This window comes from Nonomuraea sp. H19, from assembly GCF_052068215.1.
Lineage (GTDB): Bacteria > Actinomycetota > Actinomycetes > Streptosporangiales > Streptosporangiaceae > Nonomuraea.
The window spans coordinates 226,598-247,267 of record NZ_JBQHCV010000001.1; the positions used below are offsets into that span (position 1 = coordinate 226,598).

The 20,670-nt window shown below is 69.6% G+C and carries 19 protein-coding genes; 14 read left to right on the forward strand and 5 right to left on the reverse strand.

Annotated features, from left to right (window positions below):
* Positions 1-45: 45 nt before the first annotated feature.
* Positions 46-453 (reverse strand): MarR family winged helix-turn-helix transcriptional regulator, encoded by a 408-nt coding sequence (locus ACTMTI_RS01090; protein ID WP_441117582.1) that lies wholly within the window; start codon positions 451-453, stop codon positions 46-48.
* An 87-nt stretch (positions 454-540) separates the two neighbouring features.
* Here ACTMTI_RS01090 and ACTMTI_RS01095 point away from each other — a divergent pair, with 87 nt between their 5' ends.
* From ACTMTI_RS01095 to ACTMTI_RS01125, 7 genes are all read left to right on the forward strand, one after another.
* Complete coding sequence (locus tag ACTMTI_RS01095) at positions 541-1,956, forward strand: MFS transporter (RefSeq protein ID WP_441117583.1); 1,416 nt, start codon at positions 541-543, stop codon at positions 1,954-1,956.
* A 179-nt stretch (positions 1,957-2,135) separates the two neighbouring features.
* On the forward strand, positions 2,136-2,726 hold the full coding sequence (locus ACTMTI_RS01100) for an AMIN-like domain-containing (lipo)protein (protein ID WP_441117584.1): 591 nt from the start codon (positions 2,136-2,138) through the stop codon (positions 2,724-2,726).
* A 56-nt stretch (positions 2,727-2,782) separates the two neighbouring features.
* On the forward strand, positions 2,783-3,133 hold the full coding sequence (locus ACTMTI_RS01105) for a cupin domain-containing protein (protein ID WP_441117585.1): 351 nt from the start codon (positions 2,783-2,785) through the stop codon (positions 3,131-3,133).
* Between the two features lie 24 nt (positions 3,134-3,157).
* Positions 3,158-4,228, forward strand: a complete 1,071-nt coding sequence (locus ACTMTI_RS01110; RefSeq protein ID WP_441117586.1) for an adenosine deaminase — start codon at positions 3,158-3,160, stop codon at positions 4,226-4,228.
* Positions 4,225-4,836, forward strand: coding sequence for a hypothetical protein (locus ACTMTI_RS01115; RefSeq protein ID WP_441117588.1), 612 nt, complete (start codon positions 4,225-4,227; stop codon positions 4,834-4,836). Before ACTMTI_RS01110 ends, ACTMTI_RS01115 begins: the two co-directional genes overlap by 4 nt.
* 90 nt (positions 4,837-4,926) lie before the next feature.
* Positions 4,927-5,745, forward strand: coding sequence for a MerR family transcriptional regulator (locus ACTMTI_RS01120; RefSeq protein ID WP_441117590.1), 819 nt, complete (start codon positions 4,927-4,929; stop codon positions 5,743-5,745).
* A gap of 89 nt (positions 5,746-5,834) precedes the next feature.
* On the forward strand, positions 5,835-6,323 hold the full coding sequence (locus ACTMTI_RS01125; RefSeq protein WP_441117592.1) for a GyrI-like domain-containing protein: 489 nt from the start codon (positions 5,835-5,837) through the stop codon (positions 6,321-6,323).
* A gap of 68 nt (positions 6,324-6,391) precedes the next feature.
* On the opposite strand, the gene ACTMTI_RS01130 is transcribed toward ACTMTI_RS01125, so the two are convergent.
* On the reverse strand, positions 6,392-7,696 hold the full coding sequence (locus tag ACTMTI_RS01130; protein ID WP_441117594.1) for an MFS transporter: 1,305 nt from the start codon (positions 7,694-7,696) through the stop codon (positions 6,392-6,394).
* 109 nt (positions 7,697-7,805) lie between these two features.
* On the opposite strand from ACTMTI_RS01130, the gene ACTMTI_RS01135 reads away from it, so the two are divergent.
* The 5 genes from ACTMTI_RS01135 (at position 7,806) to ACTMTI_RS01155 (ending at position 14,054) form a co-directional block, all read left to right on the forward strand.
* Complete coding sequence (locus ACTMTI_RS01135; protein WP_441117596.1) at positions 7,806-8,786, forward strand: Lrp/AsnC family transcriptional regulator; 981 nt, start codon at positions 7,806-7,808, stop codon at positions 8,784-8,786.
* The gene (locus tag ACTMTI_RS01140) at positions 8,783-10,087 is read left to right on the forward strand and encodes a M20/M25/M40 family metallo-hydrolase (protein ID WP_441117597.1); all 1,305 of its coding nucleotides are present in this window, start codon (positions 8,783-8,785) and stop codon (positions 10,085-10,087) included. The genes ACTMTI_RS01135 and ACTMTI_RS01140 overlap by 4 nt, the downstream gene beginning before the upstream one ends.
* A gap of 3 nt (positions 10,088-10,090) precedes the next feature.
* Positions 10,091-10,894, forward strand: a complete 804-nt coding sequence (locus ACTMTI_RS01145) for a purine-nucleoside phosphorylase (protein WP_441117598.1) — start codon at positions 10,091-10,093, stop codon at positions 10,892-10,894.
* Positions 10,891-12,531, forward strand: a complete 1,641-nt coding sequence (locus ACTMTI_RS01150) for a phospho-sugar mutase (protein WP_441117599.1) — start codon at positions 10,891-10,893, stop codon at positions 12,529-12,531. The genes ACTMTI_RS01145 and ACTMTI_RS01150 overlap by 4 nt, the downstream gene beginning before the upstream one ends.
* A 119-nt stretch (positions 12,532-12,650) precedes the next feature.
* A complete protein-coding gene (locus tag ACTMTI_RS01155; protein WP_441117600.1) occupies positions 12,651-14,054 on the forward strand; it encodes an ATP-binding protein in 1,404 nt (467 codons plus the stop codon).
* Between the two features lie 81 nt (positions 14,055-14,135).
* On the opposite strand, the gene ACTMTI_RS01160 is transcribed toward ACTMTI_RS01155, so the two are convergent.
* The 3 genes from ACTMTI_RS01160 to ACTMTI_RS01170 all read right to left on the reverse strand — a co-directional run bounded on the left by ACTMTI_RS01160 (position 14,136) and on the right by ACTMTI_RS01170 (position 16,396).
* Positions 14,136-14,504 carry a YciI family protein gene (locus ACTMTI_RS01160; RefSeq protein WP_441117601.1) on the reverse strand — a complete coding sequence of 123 codons (369 nt, stop codon included), beginning with the start codon at positions 14,502-14,504 and terminating at the stop codon, positions 14,136-14,138.
* 77 nt (positions 14,505-14,581) lie between these two features.
* The gene (locus ACTMTI_RS01165) at positions 14,582-15,802 is read right to left on the reverse strand and encodes an MFS transporter (RefSeq protein WP_441117602.1); all 1,221 of its coding nucleotides are present in this window, start codon (positions 15,800-15,802) and stop codon (positions 14,582-14,584) included.
* 108 nt (positions 15,803-15,910) lie between these two features.
* Positions 15,911-16,396, reverse strand: a complete 486-nt coding sequence (locus ACTMTI_RS01170; protein ID WP_441117603.1) for a gamma-glutamylcyclotransferase — start codon at positions 16,394-16,396, stop codon at positions 15,911-15,913.
* 305 nt (positions 16,397-16,701) lie between these two features.
* Between ACTMTI_RS01170 and ACTMTI_RS01175 the strand changes: the two genes are divergently transcribed.
* Together ACTMTI_RS01175 and ACTMTI_RS01180 are read left to right on the forward strand one after the other, a co-directional pair.
* Complete coding sequence (locus ACTMTI_RS01175; RefSeq protein WP_441117604.1) at positions 16,702-18,096, forward strand: NAD(P)H-quinone dehydrogenase; 1,395 nt, start codon at positions 16,702-16,704, stop codon at positions 18,094-18,096.
* A 284-nt stretch (positions 18,097-18,380) separates the two neighbouring features.
* Positions 18,381-20,666 (forward strand): TIM-barrel domain-containing protein, encoded by a 2,286-nt coding sequence (locus ACTMTI_RS01180; RefSeq protein WP_441117605.1) that lies wholly within the window; start codon positions 18,381-18,383, stop codon positions 20,664-20,666.
* The last annotated feature ends 4 nt before the right edge of the window (positions 20,667-20,670 follow it).

Below are 20,670 nucleotides of genomic sequence, written 5' to 3' on the forward strand. Positions count from 1 at the left end.
TCGTCTTCTGCCCGGCCTGGGTCCCGCGGCTGGCCGGCGGCGCGGTCAGGGGGTTGACGCGGGCGTGACCGCGGACGGGGCCGGGGAGTTCGCGAAGACGCCGGCCAGGACGGCGCGTTGCGTCGGAAGGGCCTCCGCGTACCGGGCGCGCCCCTCATCGGTGATGCACACGAACACGCCGCGCCGGTCCGAATCGCAGGCGCCGCGCGAAACCAGCGCCGCCTTCTCCAGCCGGGCCACCACCCTGGACAGCGCGCTCTGGCTCAGGTGCACCTCGTCACAGAGCTCCTGCAGGCGCAGCTTCCTGTCGTGCTGGACGATCCGATCCAGCACCTCGAACTCGCTGGGCCCCAGCCCGTGCCGCTCGCCCAGCTCCCGCTCCAGCAAGCACATGGCCTTGGCGTGCTTGGCCAGCACATAATGCCAGGTCTCGACCACGAACTCAGCGTCCATGTCGCGGAGGTTACCATCCCGCTAATGTTTATGCAACGGAATTAAATGCGCTTGCATAAGATGTGCTTGCATGTATTGTTCTGATCCATGTCTTCCTCCTCCTCATCCCGCTGGGGCGCACTGGCCGTCCTGTGCGCAGTGATATTTCTTGACGCCCTGGACGTCTCGATGGTCGGGGTCGCCCTGCCCGCCATCCAGCACGACCTGGGTCTGAGCACGTCTTCTTTGCAATGGGTGGTCAGCGGCTACGTGCTCGGCTACGGCGGTCTTCTGTTGCTCGGGGGCAGGACCGCCGACCTGCTCGGGCGGCGCAGGGTGTTCCTGGTCGCTTTGGGCGTGTTCGCCGTTGCGTCGTTGCTCGGTGGTGTCGTGGACGACGGGGCGCTGCTGATCGCCGCCCGGTTCGTCAAGGGCGTGGCCGCCGCGTTCACCGCCCCCGCGGCTTTGTCGATCATCACCACGACCTTTCCCGAGGGGCCGGAGCGCAACAAGGCGTTGAGCATCTTCACCGCCTGCGGCGCCAGCGGCTACTCGCTCGGCCTGGTGATCTCCGGCCTGCTGACCCAGGTCGACTGGCGGTTGACGCTGCTGATGCCGGTGCCCGTCGCGGTCATCGCGCTGGTCGCCGCGCTGAAGGTGCTGCCGCGCGGCGCGGAGGAGCGGGCCGAGGGCGGCCACGACCTGCTCGGCGCCGTACTGATCACGGCTTCGATGCTGCTGCTGGTCTTCACCGTCGTGCAGGCGCCGGAGGCGGGCTGGGCCTCGTTCCGGACCATCGGCTCGCTGGTGGCCGTGGCGGCGCTGCTCGGGCTGTTCGTCTTCACCGAGCTGCGGATGAAGCACCCGCTCGTCCGGCTCGGCATCCTGCGCTCCGGCCACATCGTGCGGGCCAACCTCGGGCTGGTCATCCTGATGGGCTCGTACGTGGCCTTCCAGTTCGTCGCCATGCAGTACTTCCAGAACCTGCTCGGCTGGTCGGCGCTGGGCACGGCGCTGGCGTTCGTGCCCGCCGGCGTGCTCGTCGCGGTCACCTCGACCAAGATGGGCGACTTCGCCGACAGGTTCGGCACCGGCAAGCTGATCGTCATCGGCGCAGCGGCCCTGGCCGGCGGCTACGCGATCTTCCTGGGCATCGACACCACGCCCAGCCTGGCCGGCATGGTGATCCCCGGCATGCTGCTGCTGGGCGTCGCGTTCGCGCTGTCGTTCCCCGCGCTCAACATCCAGGCCGTCAGCGGCGTGGACGACGACGAGCAGGGGCTGGCCTCCGGGTTGCTCAACACCTCCGGGCAGGTGGGCGGCGCCATCGTGCTGGCCGCGGTCACCGCCGTGCTGACCTCGGGCGGCGGTGGTGAGACGCTCTCGATCGGCTCGCTGCGCGCGGCGATCGTGGTGTCGCTGGTGCTGGCCCTGGTCGGGCTGGCGATCTCCGCGACCGGGCTGCGCGGCCGCAAGACCGCCGCCGTGCAGCAGGACGATCCCAAGGTCTACGAGACCGTGTGAGCACGCTCGTGAGAAGCCCTGCCGTGGTGGCGGGGCTTCTTCGAGTACTTTCCGCGAGCCGGCCGCCGGTCCACGAGCCGCGCTCCCGCTCGGCGAGGCACGACCCGGCGTGCAGGGAAAGGCAGGGTCCAACCGGCGCGACACCGCTTGCGGGCCCGTGCGCTGGGCATCTACCGGGCATGCGACCGTCATCCCCGCCCGCCGGCCGGTCGTCGCGCCTACGCGTCGCCGCTACGCTCGCCTGCTTCGCCGTACTCACCGGCTGCGGTGCGCCCACGCAAACCGTCCGGCCCGAGACCCCCTCCGCGACCGGATCGGCCGCCACGCCCGACCCCGGCACCCCGACGAGCACCGCCGAGGTGGACGTCGAGCGGGACGGCATCGAGCCCGCGATCGTGACGGCCGTGCGGTATGCCGGCCACGAAACGTACGATCGCCTGGTTATCGATCTCGAAGGCGATATTCCTGGATATAACGTCAGATGGGTAGATGAGTTCCTCCAGGATGGCTCGGGCAAGCCCATGGAGGTACGCGGCGGTGCGTACCTGCAGGTCACGCTCTTCCCCGCGAACGCCCACGACGAGAACGGCGAGCCCACCTGGACAGGCGGCCCGGTCTACCCCGCCAACCTGCGCAACCTCACCGACGTCGTCAGGACAGGGGACTACGAGGGGCACGTCGGGATCGGGCTGGTGCTGGCCCGGCAGGCCGCGTTCCAGCTCAGCGAGCAGGCCGAGCCGAGCCGGCTGATCATCGACGTGGCACACTGACCTGCGGCGACACACCCGCATACCGCCGAGACAGCGGGAGAAGTTAACCTGACCTCGTGGTGAGAAAGATCGAGGGCCCGGCCCGCATCCCCGTCCCTGGCGGCAAGCTCATCGACGAGCACGTCGGCCGCGTCAACAGCGGCGACGAGGCCATCTCCATCGCCCACATGACCGCTCCGCCGGGGTGGGAGGAGCCCGCCCAGACGCCGTCGTTCACCGAATACACCGTGGTCCTGCGCGGCATGGTGATCGTGGAGCATGACGAGGGGACGACCGAGGTCGCCGCCGGGCAGTCGGTGGTGACGTCGCCGGGGGAGAAGGTCCGCTACCGCGTGGGTCCCGAGGGGGCCGAATACGTCGCCGTGTGCCTGCCCGCGTTCTCGCCGGAGAGTGCGGGCCGTGACTGAGGCCGCACTACATATCATGGCCAGATGAGTGTCACGCTTGACGAGATCCGGCGGGCTCCCAAGGTGCTGCTGCACGATCACCTCGACGGCGGGCTCCGCGCCGAGACGATCGTGGAGCTGGCACGGGAGACCGGTTATGACCGGCTGCCCACCACCGACCCCGACAACCTGCGCCAGTGGTTCGAGGAGGCGTCGGATTCGGGATCGCTCGAACGCTACCTGGAGACGTTCGACCACACCGTCGGAGTCATGCAGACGCGCGAATCGCTCGTCCGCGTGGCCGCCGAGTGCGCCGCGGACCTGGCCGCGGACGGGGTGGTCTACGCCGAGGTGCGCTTCGCGCCCGAGCAGCACACCACCACGGGGCTGAGCCTCGACCAGGTGGTGGAGGCGGTGCTCGACGGCTTCAGGCAGGGCGGCCAGGACAAGATCCGAGTCGGCACGCTGCTGACGGCCATGCGGCACCAGGCGCGCTCCATGGAGATCGCCGAGCTCGCCGTGCGCTACCGCGACGTCGGCGTCGTGGGGTTCGACATCGCGGGGGCCGAGGCCGGATACCCGCCCACCAGGCATCTCGACGCGTTCGAATACCTGCAGCGGGAAAACGCGCACTTCACCATCCACGCGGGCGAGGCGTTCGGGCTGCCGTCGATCTGGCAGGCCATCCAGTGGTGCGGCGCCGACCGGCTCGGGCACGGCGTGCGGATCATCGACGACATCACCGTGGCCGACGACGGGTCGGCCAAGCTGGGGCGGCTGGCCGCGTACGTCCGGGACAAGCGCATCCCGCTGGAGATGTGTCCCACGTCCAACCTGCAGACCGGGGCCGCCGCGTCGATCGCCGAGCACCCCATCGGGCTGCTGCGGCGGCTGTACTTCCGGGTCACGGTCAACACCGACAACCGGCTGATGAGCCGGACGAGCCTGTCGCAGGAGTTCGCCAAGCTGGCCGAGGCGTTCGGGTACGGCTGGGACGACCTGCAGTGGTTCACGGTCAACGCGATGAAGTCGGCGTTCATCCCGTTCGACGAGCGGCTGGCGCTGATCAACGGCGTGATCAAGCCAGGGTTCGCGCGGCTCAAGTGGCAGCCGTGAAGCAGACCTACCGTTCCAGGGCCGCGTTCGTGCTGGGGTGGGTCTGGCTGGCCTTCGTCGCCTTCAACGTCTGGGACCTGATCACCAAATACAACGGCAAGCCGTCGCTGGTGGCGCTGGCCGTGCTCGGAGCGCTCACCGCGGTGGTCTACCTCGTCGCGCTGCGGCCCGCGACCGTGTTCAGGGAGGCGGCGCTGGTGGGCCGCAATCCGCTGCGCACGGCGGTCGTGCCGTGGGCGGCCGTCGAGGACGTGACCGTGTCGCACGCCATCAGCGTCCACTACGGCGACGACCAGGTGCTGCGGCTGTGGACGCCGATGAGCAGCGCGCGGGAGCGGGCCACGGCGCAGCGGCGCGGGATGCCCCGGCCGCAGCGTGGCCGCCTGCGCACCGAGCCGGCGATGACCAAGGCCGAGCAGGCGGCGGCGGAGGCGTTCGCGGGCAAGACGCATGCCGACTGGGTGGGCGAGCAGATCCGCGAGCGCGCCGAGTCGGCCAGGCGCCGCGCCGAGTCCGCGGCGCCGGCCCAGGTGAGCCTGTCCTATGACGCGATCGCGGTGGTGCTGGCCGCGGTCGTGCTGGTGATCGTGGCGATCGTCGTCCCCTAGCGCGGTTCGACGATCTCGACGTCGGCGGGAAGCCGGGGTCCGCCGTAGGTTGACCCTGACACCGTGTCAGCCCCTAAACCTGGAGGGGACATGTTCAGCATCGGAGACTTCGCCAGGCTGGGGCTCGTGTCGGTACGCATGCTGCGCCACTACGACGCCATCGGCCTGCTACGCCCCGCCCACGTGGACCCGGTCACCGGTTACCGGTCCTACCAGGCCGCGCAGCTGTCCAGGCTCAACCGCATCGTCGCGATCAAGGACCTCGGCTTCACGCTGGAGCAGGTCAGGACGATCCTCGACGAGAAGGTGAGCATGGAAGAGCTGCACGGCATGGTGCGAATGCGCCGCGCCCAGCTCGAGGCCCAGATCAGCGCGGACCTGGCCAGGTTGCGGAGTGTGGAGGCGCGGCTCCGTACGATCGAGACCGAGGGACACATGCGGACAGCCGAGGTCGTGTTGAAGAGGGTGACCCCCTTGCGGGTCGCCCAGCTCCGCGCCCGCGCGGCCAGCTATGAGGGCGAGGACATCGGACCGGTCATCAAGCCGCTGTTCGACGAGATCTGCTGCCGGACGGGGTCGGCCGACGTGCCGATCGTGGGCCCCGGCCTGGCCTACTACGTGGAGGAGCCGGACGGCTCGATCATGGTGCACGCCTGCCTGCCGGTCGCCGTGCCACCCAGCGACTCCTACGACTTCGAGGTGGTCGACCTGCCGGTCATCGAGACGGCGGCCACGATCATCCACCACGGGGCGATGGAGGCGGTGGGGCCGACGTTCCAGACGCTGGCCCACTGGATCGAGGAGAACGGCTTCCGCTCGCTGGGCCTGGCCAGGGAGATCTCCCTGCACTGCCCTGACAACGTGGACGAATGGGTGACAGAGCTTCAGATCGAGGTGACTCCGACGTAGTGGACACCCCCGACGCCCGCGAAGCTTGTGCGACCTTCCGATGAGTCTTGCGCACGTGGTGGGTCTGACAGACAGAGGAGGAAAACAACATGCCAGAGATCGTGGAATTCCCGGAGCGCCCGTATGTCGGGATCCGCAAAACCATCACCATGACCAGCTTCAACCTGGTCGGGGACCGGCTGGGCGAGATCATCGGCTGGCTGGTCCAGCGCGGAGCGTATCCCGCGGGCGCCCCGTTCTTCCGGTACGACAGCATCGACATGGCGGGTGATCGGCTGGTGGTGCAGGCCGGCGTACCGGTCGCCACGCCGGTGGAGGGCGAGGGCGAGATCTTCGCCGGCACCCTTCCCGCCGGCCGCTACGTCACCGTCTCCCACCACGGCCACCCGGACCAGCTCATGGGCGTCACGGACGCGATGCTGAAGTGGGCCGCCGACCAGGGGCTGACCTGGGACATGACGTCCGAGGAGGGCGGGACGGAGCACTGGGGGTGCCGGCTGGAGCTCTACAACACGAATCCGGCCGAGGAGCCCGACCTGAACAACTGGGACACGGATCTGCAGTTCCGCCTGGCCTGACGGTCCGTGCCGACTGATGGGAAGCCCCGTTCTTCGCAGGTGGGCGCGAAGAACGGGGGCCGACCCCGCTAGCGCAGCGGCTGATCCTTGGTCTCACGCAGCACGAAGACGTAGACCAGCGTGGAGACCAGCGCCAGGGCCGACATGTACCACGGGAAGAGCCCGGGGTTCTTGGCCTCCTGCAGCGCGGTGCCGATCAGCGGGGCGGTGCCGCCGAAGAGCGCCACGGTCAGCGAGTACGGGAACCCGATCCCGGCCGCCCGCACGCGCGTGGGGAAGAGCTCGGCGTTCACCGTGGCCGAGATCGAGGTGAAGCAGCCGAGGAAGACCATGCCGACGAGCTGCACGACCAGCAGGCTGCCGTAGGCGTCGGTGAGCAGACCGAGCATCGGCACGGGCAGGATCACGAACCCGAGACCGAAAGTGATCAGCATCGGCCTGCGCCCGATCCGGTCCGACAGCATGCCCAGCAGCGGCTGCAGGATCATGAAGAACACCAGCGAAATGGTGCCGATCTGAAGCGAGTCCGCCTTGTCGAACTTCACGGTGATCTGCGCATACGTGGGCAGGAAGCTGGTCCAGGTGTAGTACGCGACGGTGCCCGCGATCGTGATGCCCACGATCGTCAGCGCGGACCTCGGGTGATGCTTGAGGAAGTCGAACATCCCCGGCCGCTTGGCCTCGCCCCGCTGGATCTCCTCCGCCACGGCCGAGGTCTCGTCGGCGCTCTTGCGGATCCACAGGCCCACGAGGCTGAGCACGGCGCCCACGATGAACGGGATGCGCCAGCCGTAGGAGTTCATGTCGGCCGTGGCCAGTATCGTGGCCAGCAGCGCCGCCAGTCCGGAGGCCAGGAGCTGGCCGATGGTGGTGCTGACGTACTGGAAGCTCGAGAAAAGGCCGCGGCGCCCAGGCGGGGCCGACTCCACCAGGAACGTGGTCGCGGCGGCGAACTCGCCGCCCACCGACAGCCCCTGGATGAGCCTGGCGAGGGTCAGGATGATCGGCGCCAGGACGCCCACGGCCTCATAGGTCGGCGTCAGGCCCACGAGCAGGGAGCCGGCGCCCATGAGCACGATCGTGAACGTCATCGCGGCCTTGCGGCCGTACCGGTCGGCGAACGCGCCCACCAGCAGGCCGCCCAGCGGGCGCATGAAGAACCCGACCGCGAAGACCGCGAACGTGCTCAGCAGCGGCACCAGGCTGTGGTCGGCACTCTTGGGGAAGACCTGAGCGGAGAAGTACGTCGCCAGGAACGTGTAGGCGTACCAGTCGTACCACTCGACGACGTTGCCAATGCTGGCCGCCATGAGCTGGCGGGCGCGGCTCTTGGGGATGCCTAGCGGGGATTGCGTCACGGGGGAGGTCGCCACGGGGGCTCCTTTGCTGACATGCGGGGTATGGCCTACTGTGCATTTGGACGACCGAAACAGTCAAATGTCCGAGCACATATTTACAAATCCGACACAGAAGCGGTTGCCTGTGGATGTTCTCGACCGGCGCCTCGTCTCGGCGCTCCAAGTCAGCCCGCGCGCCTCGTGGGGCGAGATCGGCCGGGCTGTGGGCGAGCACGAGCGGACGGTCGCGCGCCGGCTGCAGCGGCTGATGGCCGAGGGCGTGGTGCGCGTCACGGCCATCTACGACGACCTGCGCACGGGGCACGGGCGTCCCGTCCACCTGGACGTCCAGGTGCGCCCGGGCTCGGCCGCCCACGTGGCCAAGGCGCTGGCCGACCGGCCCGACACCCGCTCGGTCTACACGCTGACCGGCGCCGCGGACATCGGCTGCGAGCTGGTCTCCCCATCCCGCGAGGACCTGCACCGCATCCTGACCGCGGAAGTCAGCGCGATCGAGGGGGTCCTGCAGACGCAGACTCGAGTCGTGCTCCACACGTTCAGGACCGTCGCCGAGTGGCACGCTCCTTACCTCACCGAGCAGGAGGTCGCCGAGCTGCGACCGCCGTCTCTCCCCGAGTGCCTGCCCGACGAGGAGGGCCTGTCACCCTTGGAGCAGGAGATCGCCGAGTTGCTCGCCGTGGACGGCAGGATCGCCTTCACCGCGGTGGCTGAGCAACTGGACATCTCCGTGCCGACCGCGCGGCGGCGGGTGACCTCGCTGATCGAGCGGCGGCTGTTGTTGCCGCGGGCGGAGGTCGAGCCCGCGCTGCTCAACCTGGAGGTGGAGGCCATGCTGTGGCTGAAGGTGCGCCCGTACGGGCTGGACCAGGTGGGGCAGCAGCTGGCCGCACACCCGAACGTGCGCTACTGCGCCGCCACCTCGGGCACGCATTCCCTGATCGTCCAAGTTGTCACAGCGCACGAGGCCGATCTCTACCGCTTCATGACCGGCGCAGTCGGCTCGCTCGACGAGATCACCGACAGCGACCTCACCCTCATCACCCGCGCCTACAAGCGCGGGCACCTGCACAAGTCCGGACTGCTCACACTGGAGAAAACGCCATGACACCTGCCGAGAAGGAAGTCGCCGACCTCTGCGTGGAGCTGATCCGCGTCGACAGCAGCAACTACGGGGACGGCAGCGGTCCCGGCGAGCGGGCCGCGGCCGAGGTCGTCATGGCTCGGCTGGCCGAGGTCGGGATCGAGGCCACGTACGTCGAGAGCGAGCCCGGCAGGGGCAACGTGATCACGCGGGTCGAGGGCACGGACCCGTCGCTGCCCGCGCTGCTCGTCCACGGCCACCTCGACGTGGTGCCGGCCAACGCCGCCGACTGGTCGGTGGACCCGTTCGGCGGCGAGGTGCGAGACGGCTACATCTGGGGCCGCGGCGCCGTGGACATGAAGGACATGGACGCGATGATGCTGGCGGTGCTGCGCCAGCTCAAGCGCGAGGGGCGGCGGCCGCGCCGGGACCTCGTGTTCGCGTGGGTGGCCGACGAGGAGGCCGGCGGCCTCTACGGTGCCAAATACCTCACCGCGCACCACCCCGAGCTGTTCGAGGGCGTCACCGAGTCGATCAGCGAGGTCGGCGGCTACTCGCTGGAGGTGGACCCGTCGCTGCGGCTCTACCTGATCGAGACGGCGCAGAAGGGCCTGGCCTGGATGAAGCTGATCGCCGACGGCACGGCCGGGCACGGCTCGATGCTCAACTCCGACAACGCCGTCACCGAGATCGCCAGGGCGGTGGCCAGGATCGGCGACCACGAGTGGCCGCTCACGTACACGCCGACCGTGCGCCGGTTCCTCACCGAGGTCGCCGACGCCTTCGGGATCCCCTTCGACGAATCGGACCCCGCGCCGATCCTGGAGAAGATCGGACCGCTCGTACGCTTCGTCGGCGCGACGCTCCGCAACACCACGAACCCGACCCAGCTCGGCGCCGGCTACAAGTCCAACGTGATCCCCGGCCAGGCCACGGCGGTGATCGACGGGCGGTTCCTGCCGGGGTTCGAGGAGGAGTTCTTCAAGACCGTCGACTCGCTGATCGGGCCGCGGGTGCGGCGCGAGTTCGTGCACCACGACATCGCGCTGGAGACGACGTTCGACGGGGCGCTGGTCGAGTCGATGATCGCGGCGCTGAAGGCCGAGGACCCGACGGCGCGGGCGGTGCCGTACTGCATGTCGGGCGGCACCGACAACAAGACGTTCTTCGCCGACCTGGGGGTGCGCGGGTTCGGGTTCGTGCCGCTGCGGCTGCCCGGGGACATGGACTTCGCGTCGATGTTCCACGGCGTGGACGAGCGGGTGCCGGTCGACGCCCTCCAGTTCGGCGTGCGGGTGCTGGACAGGCTGCTCCTAAACTACTGAGCTGTGACCAACGACGCATACACCCTGGCCGGCGAGGCCGCGGCGGCACTCAAGCGCGCCGCGGGCCTCGACACCTTCGACGTGGCGCTCGTCATGGGGTCGGGGTGGGTGCCCGCCGCCGACGCGATCGGCGAGAGCGTGAGCGAGATCCCCTTCACCGACCTGCCCGGCTTCCAGGCGCCCGCCGTGGCCGGGCACGGCGGCAAGATCCGCGTTGTGCGCACCTCGACCGGGCGGCACGCGCTGGTGTTCCTCGGGCGTACCCATCTGTACGAGGGGCTCGGGGTGGACGCGGTCGTGCACGGGGTGCGTACGGCCGCCGCCGCCGGGGTGCGCACCCTCGTGCTGACCAACGCGGCCGGGGGCCTGCGCCCCGAGACGCAGGCCGTCGGCGACCCGGTCCTGATCAGCGACCACATCAACCTGACCGGGGCCAACCCGATCACCGGGACCACGTTCATCGACCTCACCGAGGTCTACTCGCGCCGCCTGCGCACGCTGGTCAGGGAGATCGATCCCACCCTCGCGGAGGGGGTCTACGTGGCCTTCCGCGGGCCGACCTACGAGACGCCGGCCGAAATCCGCATGCTGCGCGCGCTTGGCGGGGACATGGTCGGCATGTCCACTGTCCTGGAGGCGATCGCCGCCCGCGAGGCCGACCTGGAGGTGCTCGGCGTCTCCCTGGTCACCAACCCCGGCGCGGGCCTGTCCGGCGACCCGCTCAACCACGAGGAGGTCCTGGAGGTCGGCCGCGCGACGGCGGCCCGCATGGGCGTCCTGCTCGCCAAGGTGGTCGACCGGCTGTGACCTTCGTGGAGGCGGCCCGCCAGTGGCTGGCCCAGGACCCCGACCCGGACACCAGGGCCGAGCTGTCCGCCCTGCTCGACAGGGAGGACAGTACGGCCGGCAGGGCGGCCCTGCGGGACCGGTTCGGCGCCAAGCTGGAGTTCGGCACCGCGGGCCTGCGGGGCGAGCTGGGCGCGGGCCCCAACCGGATGAACCGCGTCACCGTCATGCGCGCCGCCGCCGGCCTGGCCGCGGTCCTCGGGCCGGGCAAGCACGTGGTCATCGGCTACGACGCCCGCCACAAGTCCGACGTGTTCGCCCGGGACACCGCCGCCGTGCTGACGGGCGCCGGGCTGCACGCCTCGCTCCTGCCGGGTCCCCTGCCCACCCCGGTCCTGGCCTTCGCCGTGCGCCACCTCGGCGCGGACGCCGGCGTGACCGTCACCGCCAGCCACAACCCGCCGCGGGACAACGGCTACAAGGTCTACTGGGGCGATGGCTCCCAGATCGTGCCGCCGATCGACCGCGAGATCTCGGCCGCCATCGACGCCGTCGGCCGCGTCGACGAGCTCCCGCTGCACGCCCCCGGCACGCTGACGGAGCTGGGCGAGGGCATCGTCGACGACTACCTCGACGCCGTGACGTCGCTGCCGCTGGGGGACGCCCGCGACCTGCGGGTGGCGTACACGCCGCTGCACGGGGTGGGCGGGGCCACCTTGACCGGCGCGTTCCTGGCCGCCGGGTTCGAGAGCCCGATGGCGGTCGAGGAGCAGCGCGAGCCCGACCCCGAGTTCCCCACGGTGTCGTTCCCCAACCCGGAGGAGCCGGGCGCGATGGACCTGACCATCGCGCTGGCCGCCAAGAAGGGCGCCGACCTGGTCCTGGCCAACGACCCGGACGCCGACAGGTGCGCGGTGGGGGTGCCGCTGCCCCACGGGACCTGCCGCATGCTGACCGGCGACGAAGTCGGCGGCCTGCTGGCCGAACACGTGATCACGCACACCACCGGCGACCGCATGGTGGCCACCACCATCGTCTCCTCCACCCTGCTCAGCAAGATCGCCCACGCGCACGGCGTCCGCTACGGCGAGACGCTGACCGGCTTCAAATGGATCATCAAGGCCGGTCCCGGGCTGGTCTTCGGCTATGAGGAGGCCATCGGCTACAGCGTCGGCTCCGACGCTGGCCTGCCGGTCCACGACAAGGACGGGATCGGGGCGGCACTGACGGTCGCGGCCATCGCGGCGGCGGCCAAGCGCGACGGCCGCACGCTGCTGGACCTCCTGGACGACCAGGCGCGACGGTACGGCCTGCACGCCACGTCCCAGCTGTCCTTCCGGGTGGCCGACCTGTCCTTGATCGCCGACGCCATGGCCCGCCTGCGCGGCACCCCTCCGGAGGTGCTCGGAGGGCGTGCGGTGGAGCGTACGGACGACCTGACGCTGGGCGACGGTGGCCTGCCGCCGACCGATGGGCTGCGTTTCCGGCTGTCGGGGGACGCCCGCGTGGTGGTACGTCCCTCCGGCACGGAGCCCAAGCTGAAGTGCTACCTGGAGGTCGTGGTTCCGGTGACCGGTGAGGTGGCGGAGGCCCGGGCGCAGGCCGCCCAGGACCTTGACGCCCTCAACCGCGACCTGCGCCAGTACCTGGCGCTCTAGGTCCCGGCCGCTGGAAGTGGGGCGTCGGCTTGCCGCGATAGAAGGAATAGGTCCAAAGTTGGTGGGTCCAAAGTTGGTGGGCCCAAATTTGGACCCTCGAATCTGAGACCGGGAAGTCGATGGACGGATTCATTGGGCGCGATCGCGAGCTGGCCATGCTCGGCCGCTACTTCGCACGGGTAAGGGCCGGAGACAGGCCCGGGCGCGCGATCCTCATGCGAGGTCGTCGCCGAGTAGGCAAGTCGCGTCTCGCCGAGGAGTTCATCCACCGGGCCAACGTGCCCAGCCTCTTTTTCACCGCCGCCCACGAGCTGCTCGCCGACCAGCTCCAACGATTCATCGCAGACGCCGCAGCGTCTAACCTGCCCGATGCTTCCCTTTTCGAAGGTGTAGCGCCCACCTCGTGGGACAGTGCACTACGACTGCTGGCCCAGGCCGTGCCTCAAGACTCGCCGAGCATCGTCGTGCTGGACGAGCTCCCCTACATGATTGCCCAGGATCCTCACCTGGAAGGGAAGCTGCAGCGGCTCTTCGACCGCGAATTCTCCCGCCGCCCGATGCTGCTCATACTGATCGGTTCCGACCTGTCCGTCATGGAAGCGATCAACCAGTACGACCGCCCGTTCTACATGCGGGCATCGGAGATGGTGGTCCATCCGCTCACCCCCGCTGATGTGGAGAAGAAGCTGGGATTGCCACCCGCCGACACCATAGACGCTTATCTCGTCACGGGAGGCTTCCCGCTGATCCTGGATGAATGGCCGGCCGGTGCCACGGTGTGGGACTTCCTGAACACCGCCGTGCCTGAACAGACCTCGGCCTTGCTCGTCGGTGGCGAACGCGCGATGGCGGCGGAGTTCCCGCCCGAAGCGCAATCCAGGACGCTCATCAAGGCCATCGGCTCGGGGCAACGAACCTTCTCGTCCATCTCAAGGGTCTCCGGTGGAATGGCCGCTACATCGATCAAGCGCGCCCTGCAGATCCTTATGGAAAAGCGCCTGGTGACCTCGGATGTACCCCTGTCCACCCGGCCTTCGAAGGAGCGCCGCTACCACGTCGATGACACGCACTTGCGGTTCTGGCTGTCCTTCCTCGAACCGGGCATGCCGGAGATCTATCGTGGCCGAGGTGATCTCGCACTGCGGCGGATCGAGCGTTCATGGACGGCATGGCGAGGCGCCGCCGTCGAGCCGTTGATCCGTGAATCACTTCGCCGCATGGACGGACTGCCCGAAGGGACCGGGGCGATCGGCGGTTTCTGGACGAGGACCAACGATCCCGAGATCGACCTTGTCGGCGCGGATCGGGAGCCGATCGCCAAGACGATCACCATGCTCGGCTCCGTGAAGTGGCTCGAAAACAGGCCCTTCGACCATCACGATCTCGGCGAGCTCCAAGTCCACCGCTCCAAGATGCCGGGAGCGGACGTTGCCACCCCCTTGTACGCGGTCTCCCGAAGCGGGTGCGACGTGGAAGGAGTGACACATATCACGCCGGAGGACCTGCTAGACGCCTGGCGATAAGTCCGGTGGACGCACCACCGTGAGAACCGGCCGATGAGACCAACCCGTAGGTTGGTCTCATCTTTGAGACCAACCGGCAGCTCACATGTCCGAGCCGGCCGAGAACATGACCGGCCGGACCTCGATGGCCAAGCCCTCGACCTTGGTGTCGGGGATCATCTTGGCCAGCTCGATCGCGCGTTCCCGGCTCTCGCAGTCCACCAGGTAGTAGCCGCCCATGAACTCCTTGGCCTCCAGGAACGGCCCGTCCGTCACGGCGGGCAAGCCATTGCGGCCGCGGACGACGGCGGTCTGCGCCGGGTCGGCGAGGGCGTGGGTGCTGATCATCTCGCCCGACTCCTGGATCGTCTTCATGAACGCCCCGTGGCCGTTCATGATCTCGTTGCGCTGCTCCTCGGTCAGGGTGTCCATGACCTCCGGGTTGATCTGCATGATCAGCAAGTACTTCACCGTTTCGCTCCTTACGCGGATGGCGTTTCTTGTGAAGGAGTCGGAGCCGGTGAGCCGTCCTCTACATCCTTCACGGACTATTTTTCGCCGGGCGCGGCGACGGCCGCCGCGGGGAGGCGGGAAGACAGGCGCAGGAGGCCGGCGCAGGCGATGGCCAGCAACGCGGCCAGGACCGCCCACATCAGCGGCGGCGCAACGCCCAGCATGGCCGAGAACCCGGCAGGCGCCACGACCTGCCCCACTGCCCAGGTCATCTGGTGGACGGCCAAGTAGCGGCCGCGGAGCGCCGGAGGCGCCGTGCCTGCCGCCAGGGCGGCGGCCGGGGCGGTGTGGAGGAGTTCGGCGAGGGTGAAGACGAGGGTGGCGGCCACCAGGCCGGCAACCCTGGGCAGGCCGGGAGGCAGGAGCGCCGTCGCGGCGTACAGGGCGCAGGACAGGATGAACACCCCTCCGGCCAGCGCCATCGCATGCGTACGCCGGGCGCGCCGCTGCGTGCGCCGTACCGGGAGCTGCCCCGCCGCGAGGAGCAGCGTATTGATCGTGTAGAGGACGCCGAGCAGGGCGGGTGGGGCGTCGAGCACTGACACGGCGTAGAGCGGCAGGCCCACGGAGAGGATCAGGTGGGCCAGCGTGAACGCCTGCTCGGCCGCCACCAGGCCCATGAACGGCCGGTCGGCCAGCACGCGCCGGTAGCCGCCCGGCTTGTCCCCCGTGCGATGCGAGCCCTTGACGCCGCCCGGCAGGAGCAGGCAGACGGAGGCCACCACGAAGCTGACCGCGTTGAGCACCGCGATCAGCACGAATCCCGTCTGGCCGGTCAGCGACACGGCGGCGGCCGACAGCAGGCCGCCCAGCCCGAAGGCGACGTTGCGGGCTGTGGCCTGCAACGCGTACAGGCGATCCCGGCCCCCGCCTTCCGTGATCGCCGCCACGTAACTTCCCGCGGCCGGGTAGTACGCGCGATCCCCGGCCGCGATGACGGCGGCGACCGCGACGAGCGGGCCGAAGCCGTCCACGAGCGGGTAGAGGGCGAAGCCGAGCGCGCGGATCACGTACGTGCCCACCAGCACGGTACGGGCGTCGAACCGGTCGATGAGCACCCCGGCGAGCGGGTTCGCCGCCAGGCCGAGCGTGGCCGCCAGCGTCACGCCCACACCCACCGTGGTGATGGGCAGCCCGGTCACCTGCTGGATGAACAGCAGTGTCAGCGGCAGGTAGAGACCGTTGCCGAGGGCGTCGACGAACATGCCCACGAGGAAGGGGCGCAGAGCTGGAACGCGGGGCGAGAAGACGAGCACGCGGAACAGTGTGCCCAGCCGGTGGTTGCGGCGGATCGGGCGCTGGTCCTAGGTCTTCTCAGGAGCGCGATGACTTCGGAATCGCGCGGCAGGCCGTGGCCGCCGTGACTAGCCGAGCGAGGTGCAGGGGCGTCCGCGCAGCTCCTTGACGTAGTCATCGGGGGCGCCCGCCCGCTCGGCGGCCTCGGCCAGGCTGCCCAGATAGCGGGCCGACGGCAGACCGCCCTCGTAGCCGTCGAGCACGTAGAACCACGCCACGACCTCGCCCTCGAGGGTCTGCACCCGCAGCCGCACCTTGTGATACGCCCCGCGGACGGCGCCCTCCCACTGGTCGAGCGAGGTCTCCTCCCAGTCGGGCACGTCATAGAGCACGACGAACACGTGCTCGTCCGGGTCCTCGACGATCGTGGCCAGCGCCCCGTCCCAGGCCGGGTCGTATCCGCCGAAGGTCAACCGCCAGCCGGGCAGCCAACCGGCACCCCAAATCGGAGAGTGTGGGGCGCGCATGGCCATCTGCTCTGGGTCCATGTTCGAGCCATACGCGGCATAAAGTCTGAGCTCATTCGGCTTCCCCGAATCTGAAAGCCACGCCACGATCCACCCCTCTCGCTGGGTGCTGCTCGTCGTCCAGCTACCGCGCCATCCTGCCATGCCGAAGCGTCGAGTCGGTCCATCAGGGATGTGCGGGCGCGGCAGAATAATGGATCCACCCTCGCCGGCCGGCGGGATGAGGACGAGACCGGCCGGATGGCAGGCGCCGGCCGGGGCTGATGGCGCGGCTATGACCGCAGCCTCCGTGACCTCGACGAGGTCATCGGCCCTCATCCCTGCCTAGATAGATACCGGAAGGTAAGAGCCCGGTTGCAGCTTGGCCGAACTCGTACGGGAGAATGGGACACGTGACGAGGATCGTGATCATCGGTGGTGGACCTGGCGGCTACGAGGCGGCGTTGGTGGCCGCGCAGCTAGGCGCGCAGGTCACGATGATCGAACAGGACGGGCCGGGCGGCGCCTGCGTGCTGACCGACTGCGTGCCCTCCAAGACTCTGATCGCGACCTCGGTCCGCAAACAGGCCCTGCTCGACGCGCCGTCGCTGGGCATCTCCTTCGACGGCGGGCCCGACGGGGAGCCGGGGACGGTCGGGGTCGATCTGCCGCTGGTCAACAAGCGGGTGAAGGAGCTGGCCCAGGCCCAGTCCGCGGACATCGCCACCCGGGTCGCGGCCGAGGGCGTCGAGATCATCAAGGCGCGCGGCCGGCTTGTCGATCCGCAGGTCGTACGCGCGGGGGACCGTACGATCAGGGCCGACGTCGTGCTCGTGGCCACCGGCGCCACCCCGCGCGTGCTGCCGGGCGCCGAGCCGGACGGCGAGCGCATCCTCAACTGGCGCCAGCTCTACGACCTGGAGGAGCTGCCCGAGCACCTGATCGTGGTCGGCTCCGGCGTGACCGGCGCGGAGTTCGCCGGCGCCTACCGCTCGCTCGGCGCCGAGGTCACGCTCGTCTCCAGCCGCGACCGGATGATGCCCAACGAGGACGCCGACGGCGCCGAGGCGCTCGAAGAAGTTTACCGGCGGCGCGGCATGAACGTCATGGGCCGCTCGCGCGCCGCCTCCGTCAAGCGCACCGCCGACGGGGTGGTCGTGACCCTGGAGGACGGGCGGACGGCCGAGGGGTCGCACGCGCTGATGACGGTCGGCATGGTCCCCAACACCGCGGGCATCGGCCTGGAGGAGGCCGGGGTCCAGCTCGACCGGGGCGGCTTCATCAAGGTCGACAAGGTCTCGCGCACGTCCGCGCCGGGCGTCTACGCGGCCGGCGACTGCACGGGCGTGCTCATGCTGGCCTCGGTCGCGGCCATGCAGGGGCGGATCGCCGTCTGGCACGCGCTCGGGGAGGCCGTCCAGCCGCTGCGGCTGGCCACGGTGGCCTCCAACATCTTCACCGACCCGGAGATCGCGGCGGTGGGCGTCGCCCAGCGGTCCATCGAGGCGGGCGAGATCGAGGCGAACGTGGTCAAGCTGCCGCTGGCCACGAATGCCCGGGCGAAGATGCAGGGCTTCAACGACGGCTTCGTCAAGCTGTTCTGCCGCCCGCACACCGGGATCGTGCTAGGTGGCGTGGTCGTGGCGCCGCGCGCTTCGGAGCTGATCCTGGCCGTGTCGGTGGCCGTGCAGCAGCGGCTGACGGTCGACCAGCTCGCGCACACGTTCGCCGTCTACCCGTCGCTGTCGGGCTCCATCACCGAGGCGGCCCGCCGCTTGATGCAGCCCGAGGCGGCCATCGGCCTCTAGGGGTCTCTGCCGGCCGCGATCATGCTGGTGTGCGTCCCGGCCGAACAGTTGCGTCGGCATCTACGTCTTTGGCGGCGCTGACGCATCGCGCGCGTGCCAACGTGCAGGCCACCTCTCGGGTCGCCGTGCCCAAAAGGGGCGACACCTCCTGTTCTGCGCGCGAGCCCAGGTGGGCGTACTTGGGATGGACTTCAAACTAATCGGCGGGCGCTGACCGTTGACGTTTGTTGGTATGGACAGCAAACTAACTCACGAGTTGGCGCAGCCGTTCATAAGGAGCTTCCATGCCCTATCGCCCCCCACTGGTCGCGCACGAGTACTTCGTGGCCGACCCGCCCGAGCTGCCGGTTCGCGCGCGAGGCGAGGGTGGCCTGTCCGCGCTGACCGCGGCCGAGCTGGTTGCGGCCGACGGCGCCGAGGTGATGCTGAAGGCGGTCACCACGGCGGAGGAGACGCTGGTCGTCCAGGTGGGCGTGGCCGGTGAGGGAGTCATCAGGGTGCGGCTGTCGGAGGACGCGTCGGCCCGGCCGCGGTCGGAGGACGCCATCTCGCTGGTGACCCCCGGCACGTATCAAGGGGCACGTGCCGGGGTGGCGCCAGGGGAGCCGATCGTGATCGACGCGGGTTCGCTGCGCGCCGAGATCAGCCTGGCGCCGTGGCACCTGCGCTTCACCGACGCCTCCGGGGCCACGCTGGTCGAGCAGGATCGCGGTCACACCGACATCAGCGGACGGCTGCGTACGCTCCCCTTCGGCCGCTCGACCGCGGGCGGCGCCTCCGTCGCCTACCACGAGAGCTTCGCCGCCGCTCCCGACGAGGCGTTCGCCGGGTTCGGGGAGTCGTTCACGCCGCTGGACAAGCGCGGCCAGCGCCCGATCATGTGGAACTTCGACGCCTTCGGCGCCGAGTCGCAGCGGGCGTACAAGAACGTCCCTCTGTACCTGTCCAGCAAGGGGTACGGAATCCTCGTCGACAGCGGCGCGCCGACCGAGTTCGACATGTGTCAGTCCACCCACAGCGTCGTGCAGATCCTGGTGCCCGACGACGTGATGGACTACTACGTGCTCGCCGGGCCCGCACCGTCCGACGTCCTGGACCGTTACGACCGGCTGACCTGCCGTCCCTCGCTGCCGCCGAAGTGGGCGTTCGGGACCTGGATCTCGTCCGGGTTCTGCGTCGACAGTCAGGAGCGGGTGCTGGCCAGGGCGCGGACGATCAGGGAGCGCGGCATCCCGTGCGACGTGCTGCACCTGGACACGTACTGGCAGGCCGACGGCCACTGGTCGGAGCTGCGCTGGGATCCGGTGAACTTCCCCGACCCGGACGGGATGCTGGCGGAGCTGGACCAGATGGGGTTCAAGGTCTGTCTCTGGATGAATCCGTACATCTCCCACCTGAGTCCTGCGTTCCAGGAAGCCGCACAGGCCGGATATTTCCTGAAGAATCAGGATGGAGAGGCCTACGTCGCCGACTGCTGGCACGGGTCCTTCCCGGCCTGCGGCATCGTCGACTTCACCAACCCGGCGGCGGTCACCTGGTTCAAGGGACTGCTGCGGGACCTGCTGCGGCAGGGCGTGGCCGCGTTCAAGACCGACTTCGCCGAGGGCGTCCCGGCGGACGCCGTCGCGTACAACGGGATGAGCGGCACCGACCTGCACAACGTCTACACGCTGCTGTTCAACGACGCGGTCGCCGACGTCACCCGCGAGGTCAACGGCCACAACCTGGTCTGGGCGCGCTCGTCGTTCCTCGGCGGGCAGCGCCACAGCGCCCAGTGGGGCGGCGACACCTACACCAGCTACGCCGCCATGGGCAGCACGATCAGGGGCGGGCTCGCGCACGGCCTGTCCGGCGTGCCGTTCTGGAGCCACGACGCCGGCGGCTTCACCGGCCGGCCCACCGACGACCTGTACGTGCGCTGGACCCAGTTCGGCGGGCTGTCTCCGCTGCTGCGCCTGCACGGCACGACCACCCGCGAGCCGTGGGAGTTCCCGGCCGTCGAGGAGCAGGCCGTGGCCGCGCTCCAGCTGCGCTACCGGCTGATGCCGTACATCTACTCGGCGGCCGTCGAGGCCGCGCGCACCGGCGCGCCGATGATGCGGGCACTGTGCGTGGACTACCCGGACGACCCGGTGGCCTGGCAGGCCGACCTGCAGTATCTCCTCGGCCGCGACCTGCTCGTCGCCCCCATGACCACGCCGGACGGCACGCGGCAGCTCTACCTGCCGCGTGGCCAGTGGGTCGACTACTGGACGGGCGAGGTCCTGGAGGGATCCCGCTATGTCACGGTGAGCAAGCCGCTCGACCAGATTCCCCTCTTCGTCCGGCACGGCGCGATCATCGCGGTCACCGACCCCGGTGACACGGTGGACGTGCCGGCCGAGATCACGCTCGTCGCCTTCGGGGGCGGCGACGGCACTGCCGAAATCCACGACGAAGACGGCGTGACGGTCGCCGTCGCCACCAGGGACGGCGACGAGCTGCGCGTCGCCGTCACCGGCCCGAAGCGGGTCACCGCAGTCGAGATCGCCCCGGTGCCCGGGGCTCCCGCGCGGGCCGTCATCTCGTAACACC

Bases quoted from the DNA above. Each gene is read 5' to 3' on its own strand.
- ACTMTI_RS01090 (WP_441117582.1), bottom strand. From the start codon at position 453: ATGGACGCTGAGTTCGTGGTCGAGACCTGGCATTATGTGCTGGCCAAG.
- ACTMTI_RS01125 (WP_441117592.1), top strand. From the start codon at position 5,835: ATGCCAGAGATCGTGGAATTCCCGGAGCGCCCGTATGTCGGGATCCGC.
- ACTMTI_RS01120 (WP_441117590.1), top strand. From the start codon at position 4,927: ATGTTCAGCATCGGAGACTTCGCCAGGCTGGGGCTCGTGTCGGTACGC.
- ACTMTI_RS01155 (WP_441117600.1), top strand. From the start codon at position 12,651: ATGGACGGATTCATTGGGCGCGATCGCGAGCTGGCCATGCTCGGCCGC.
- ACTMTI_RS01110 (WP_441117586.1), top strand. From the start codon at position 3,158: ATGAGTGTCACGCTTGACGAGATCCGGCGGGCTCCCAAGGTGCTGCTG.
- ACTMTI_RS01100 (WP_441117584.1), top strand. From the start codon at position 2,136: ATGCGACCGTCATCCCCGCCCGCCGGCCGGTCGTCGCGCCTACGCGTC.
- ACTMTI_RS01180 (WP_441117605.1), top strand. From the start codon at position 18,381: ATGCCCTATCGCCCCCCACTGGTCGCGCACGAGTACTTCGTGGCCGAC.
- ACTMTI_RS01140 (WP_441117597.1), top strand. From the start codon at position 8,783: ATGACACCTGCCGAGAAGGAAGTCGCCGACCTCTGCGTGGAGCTGATC.
- ACTMTI_RS01095 (WP_441117583.1), top strand. From the start codon at position 541: ATGTCTTCCTCCTCCTCATCCCGCTGGGGCGCACTGGCCGTCCTGTGC.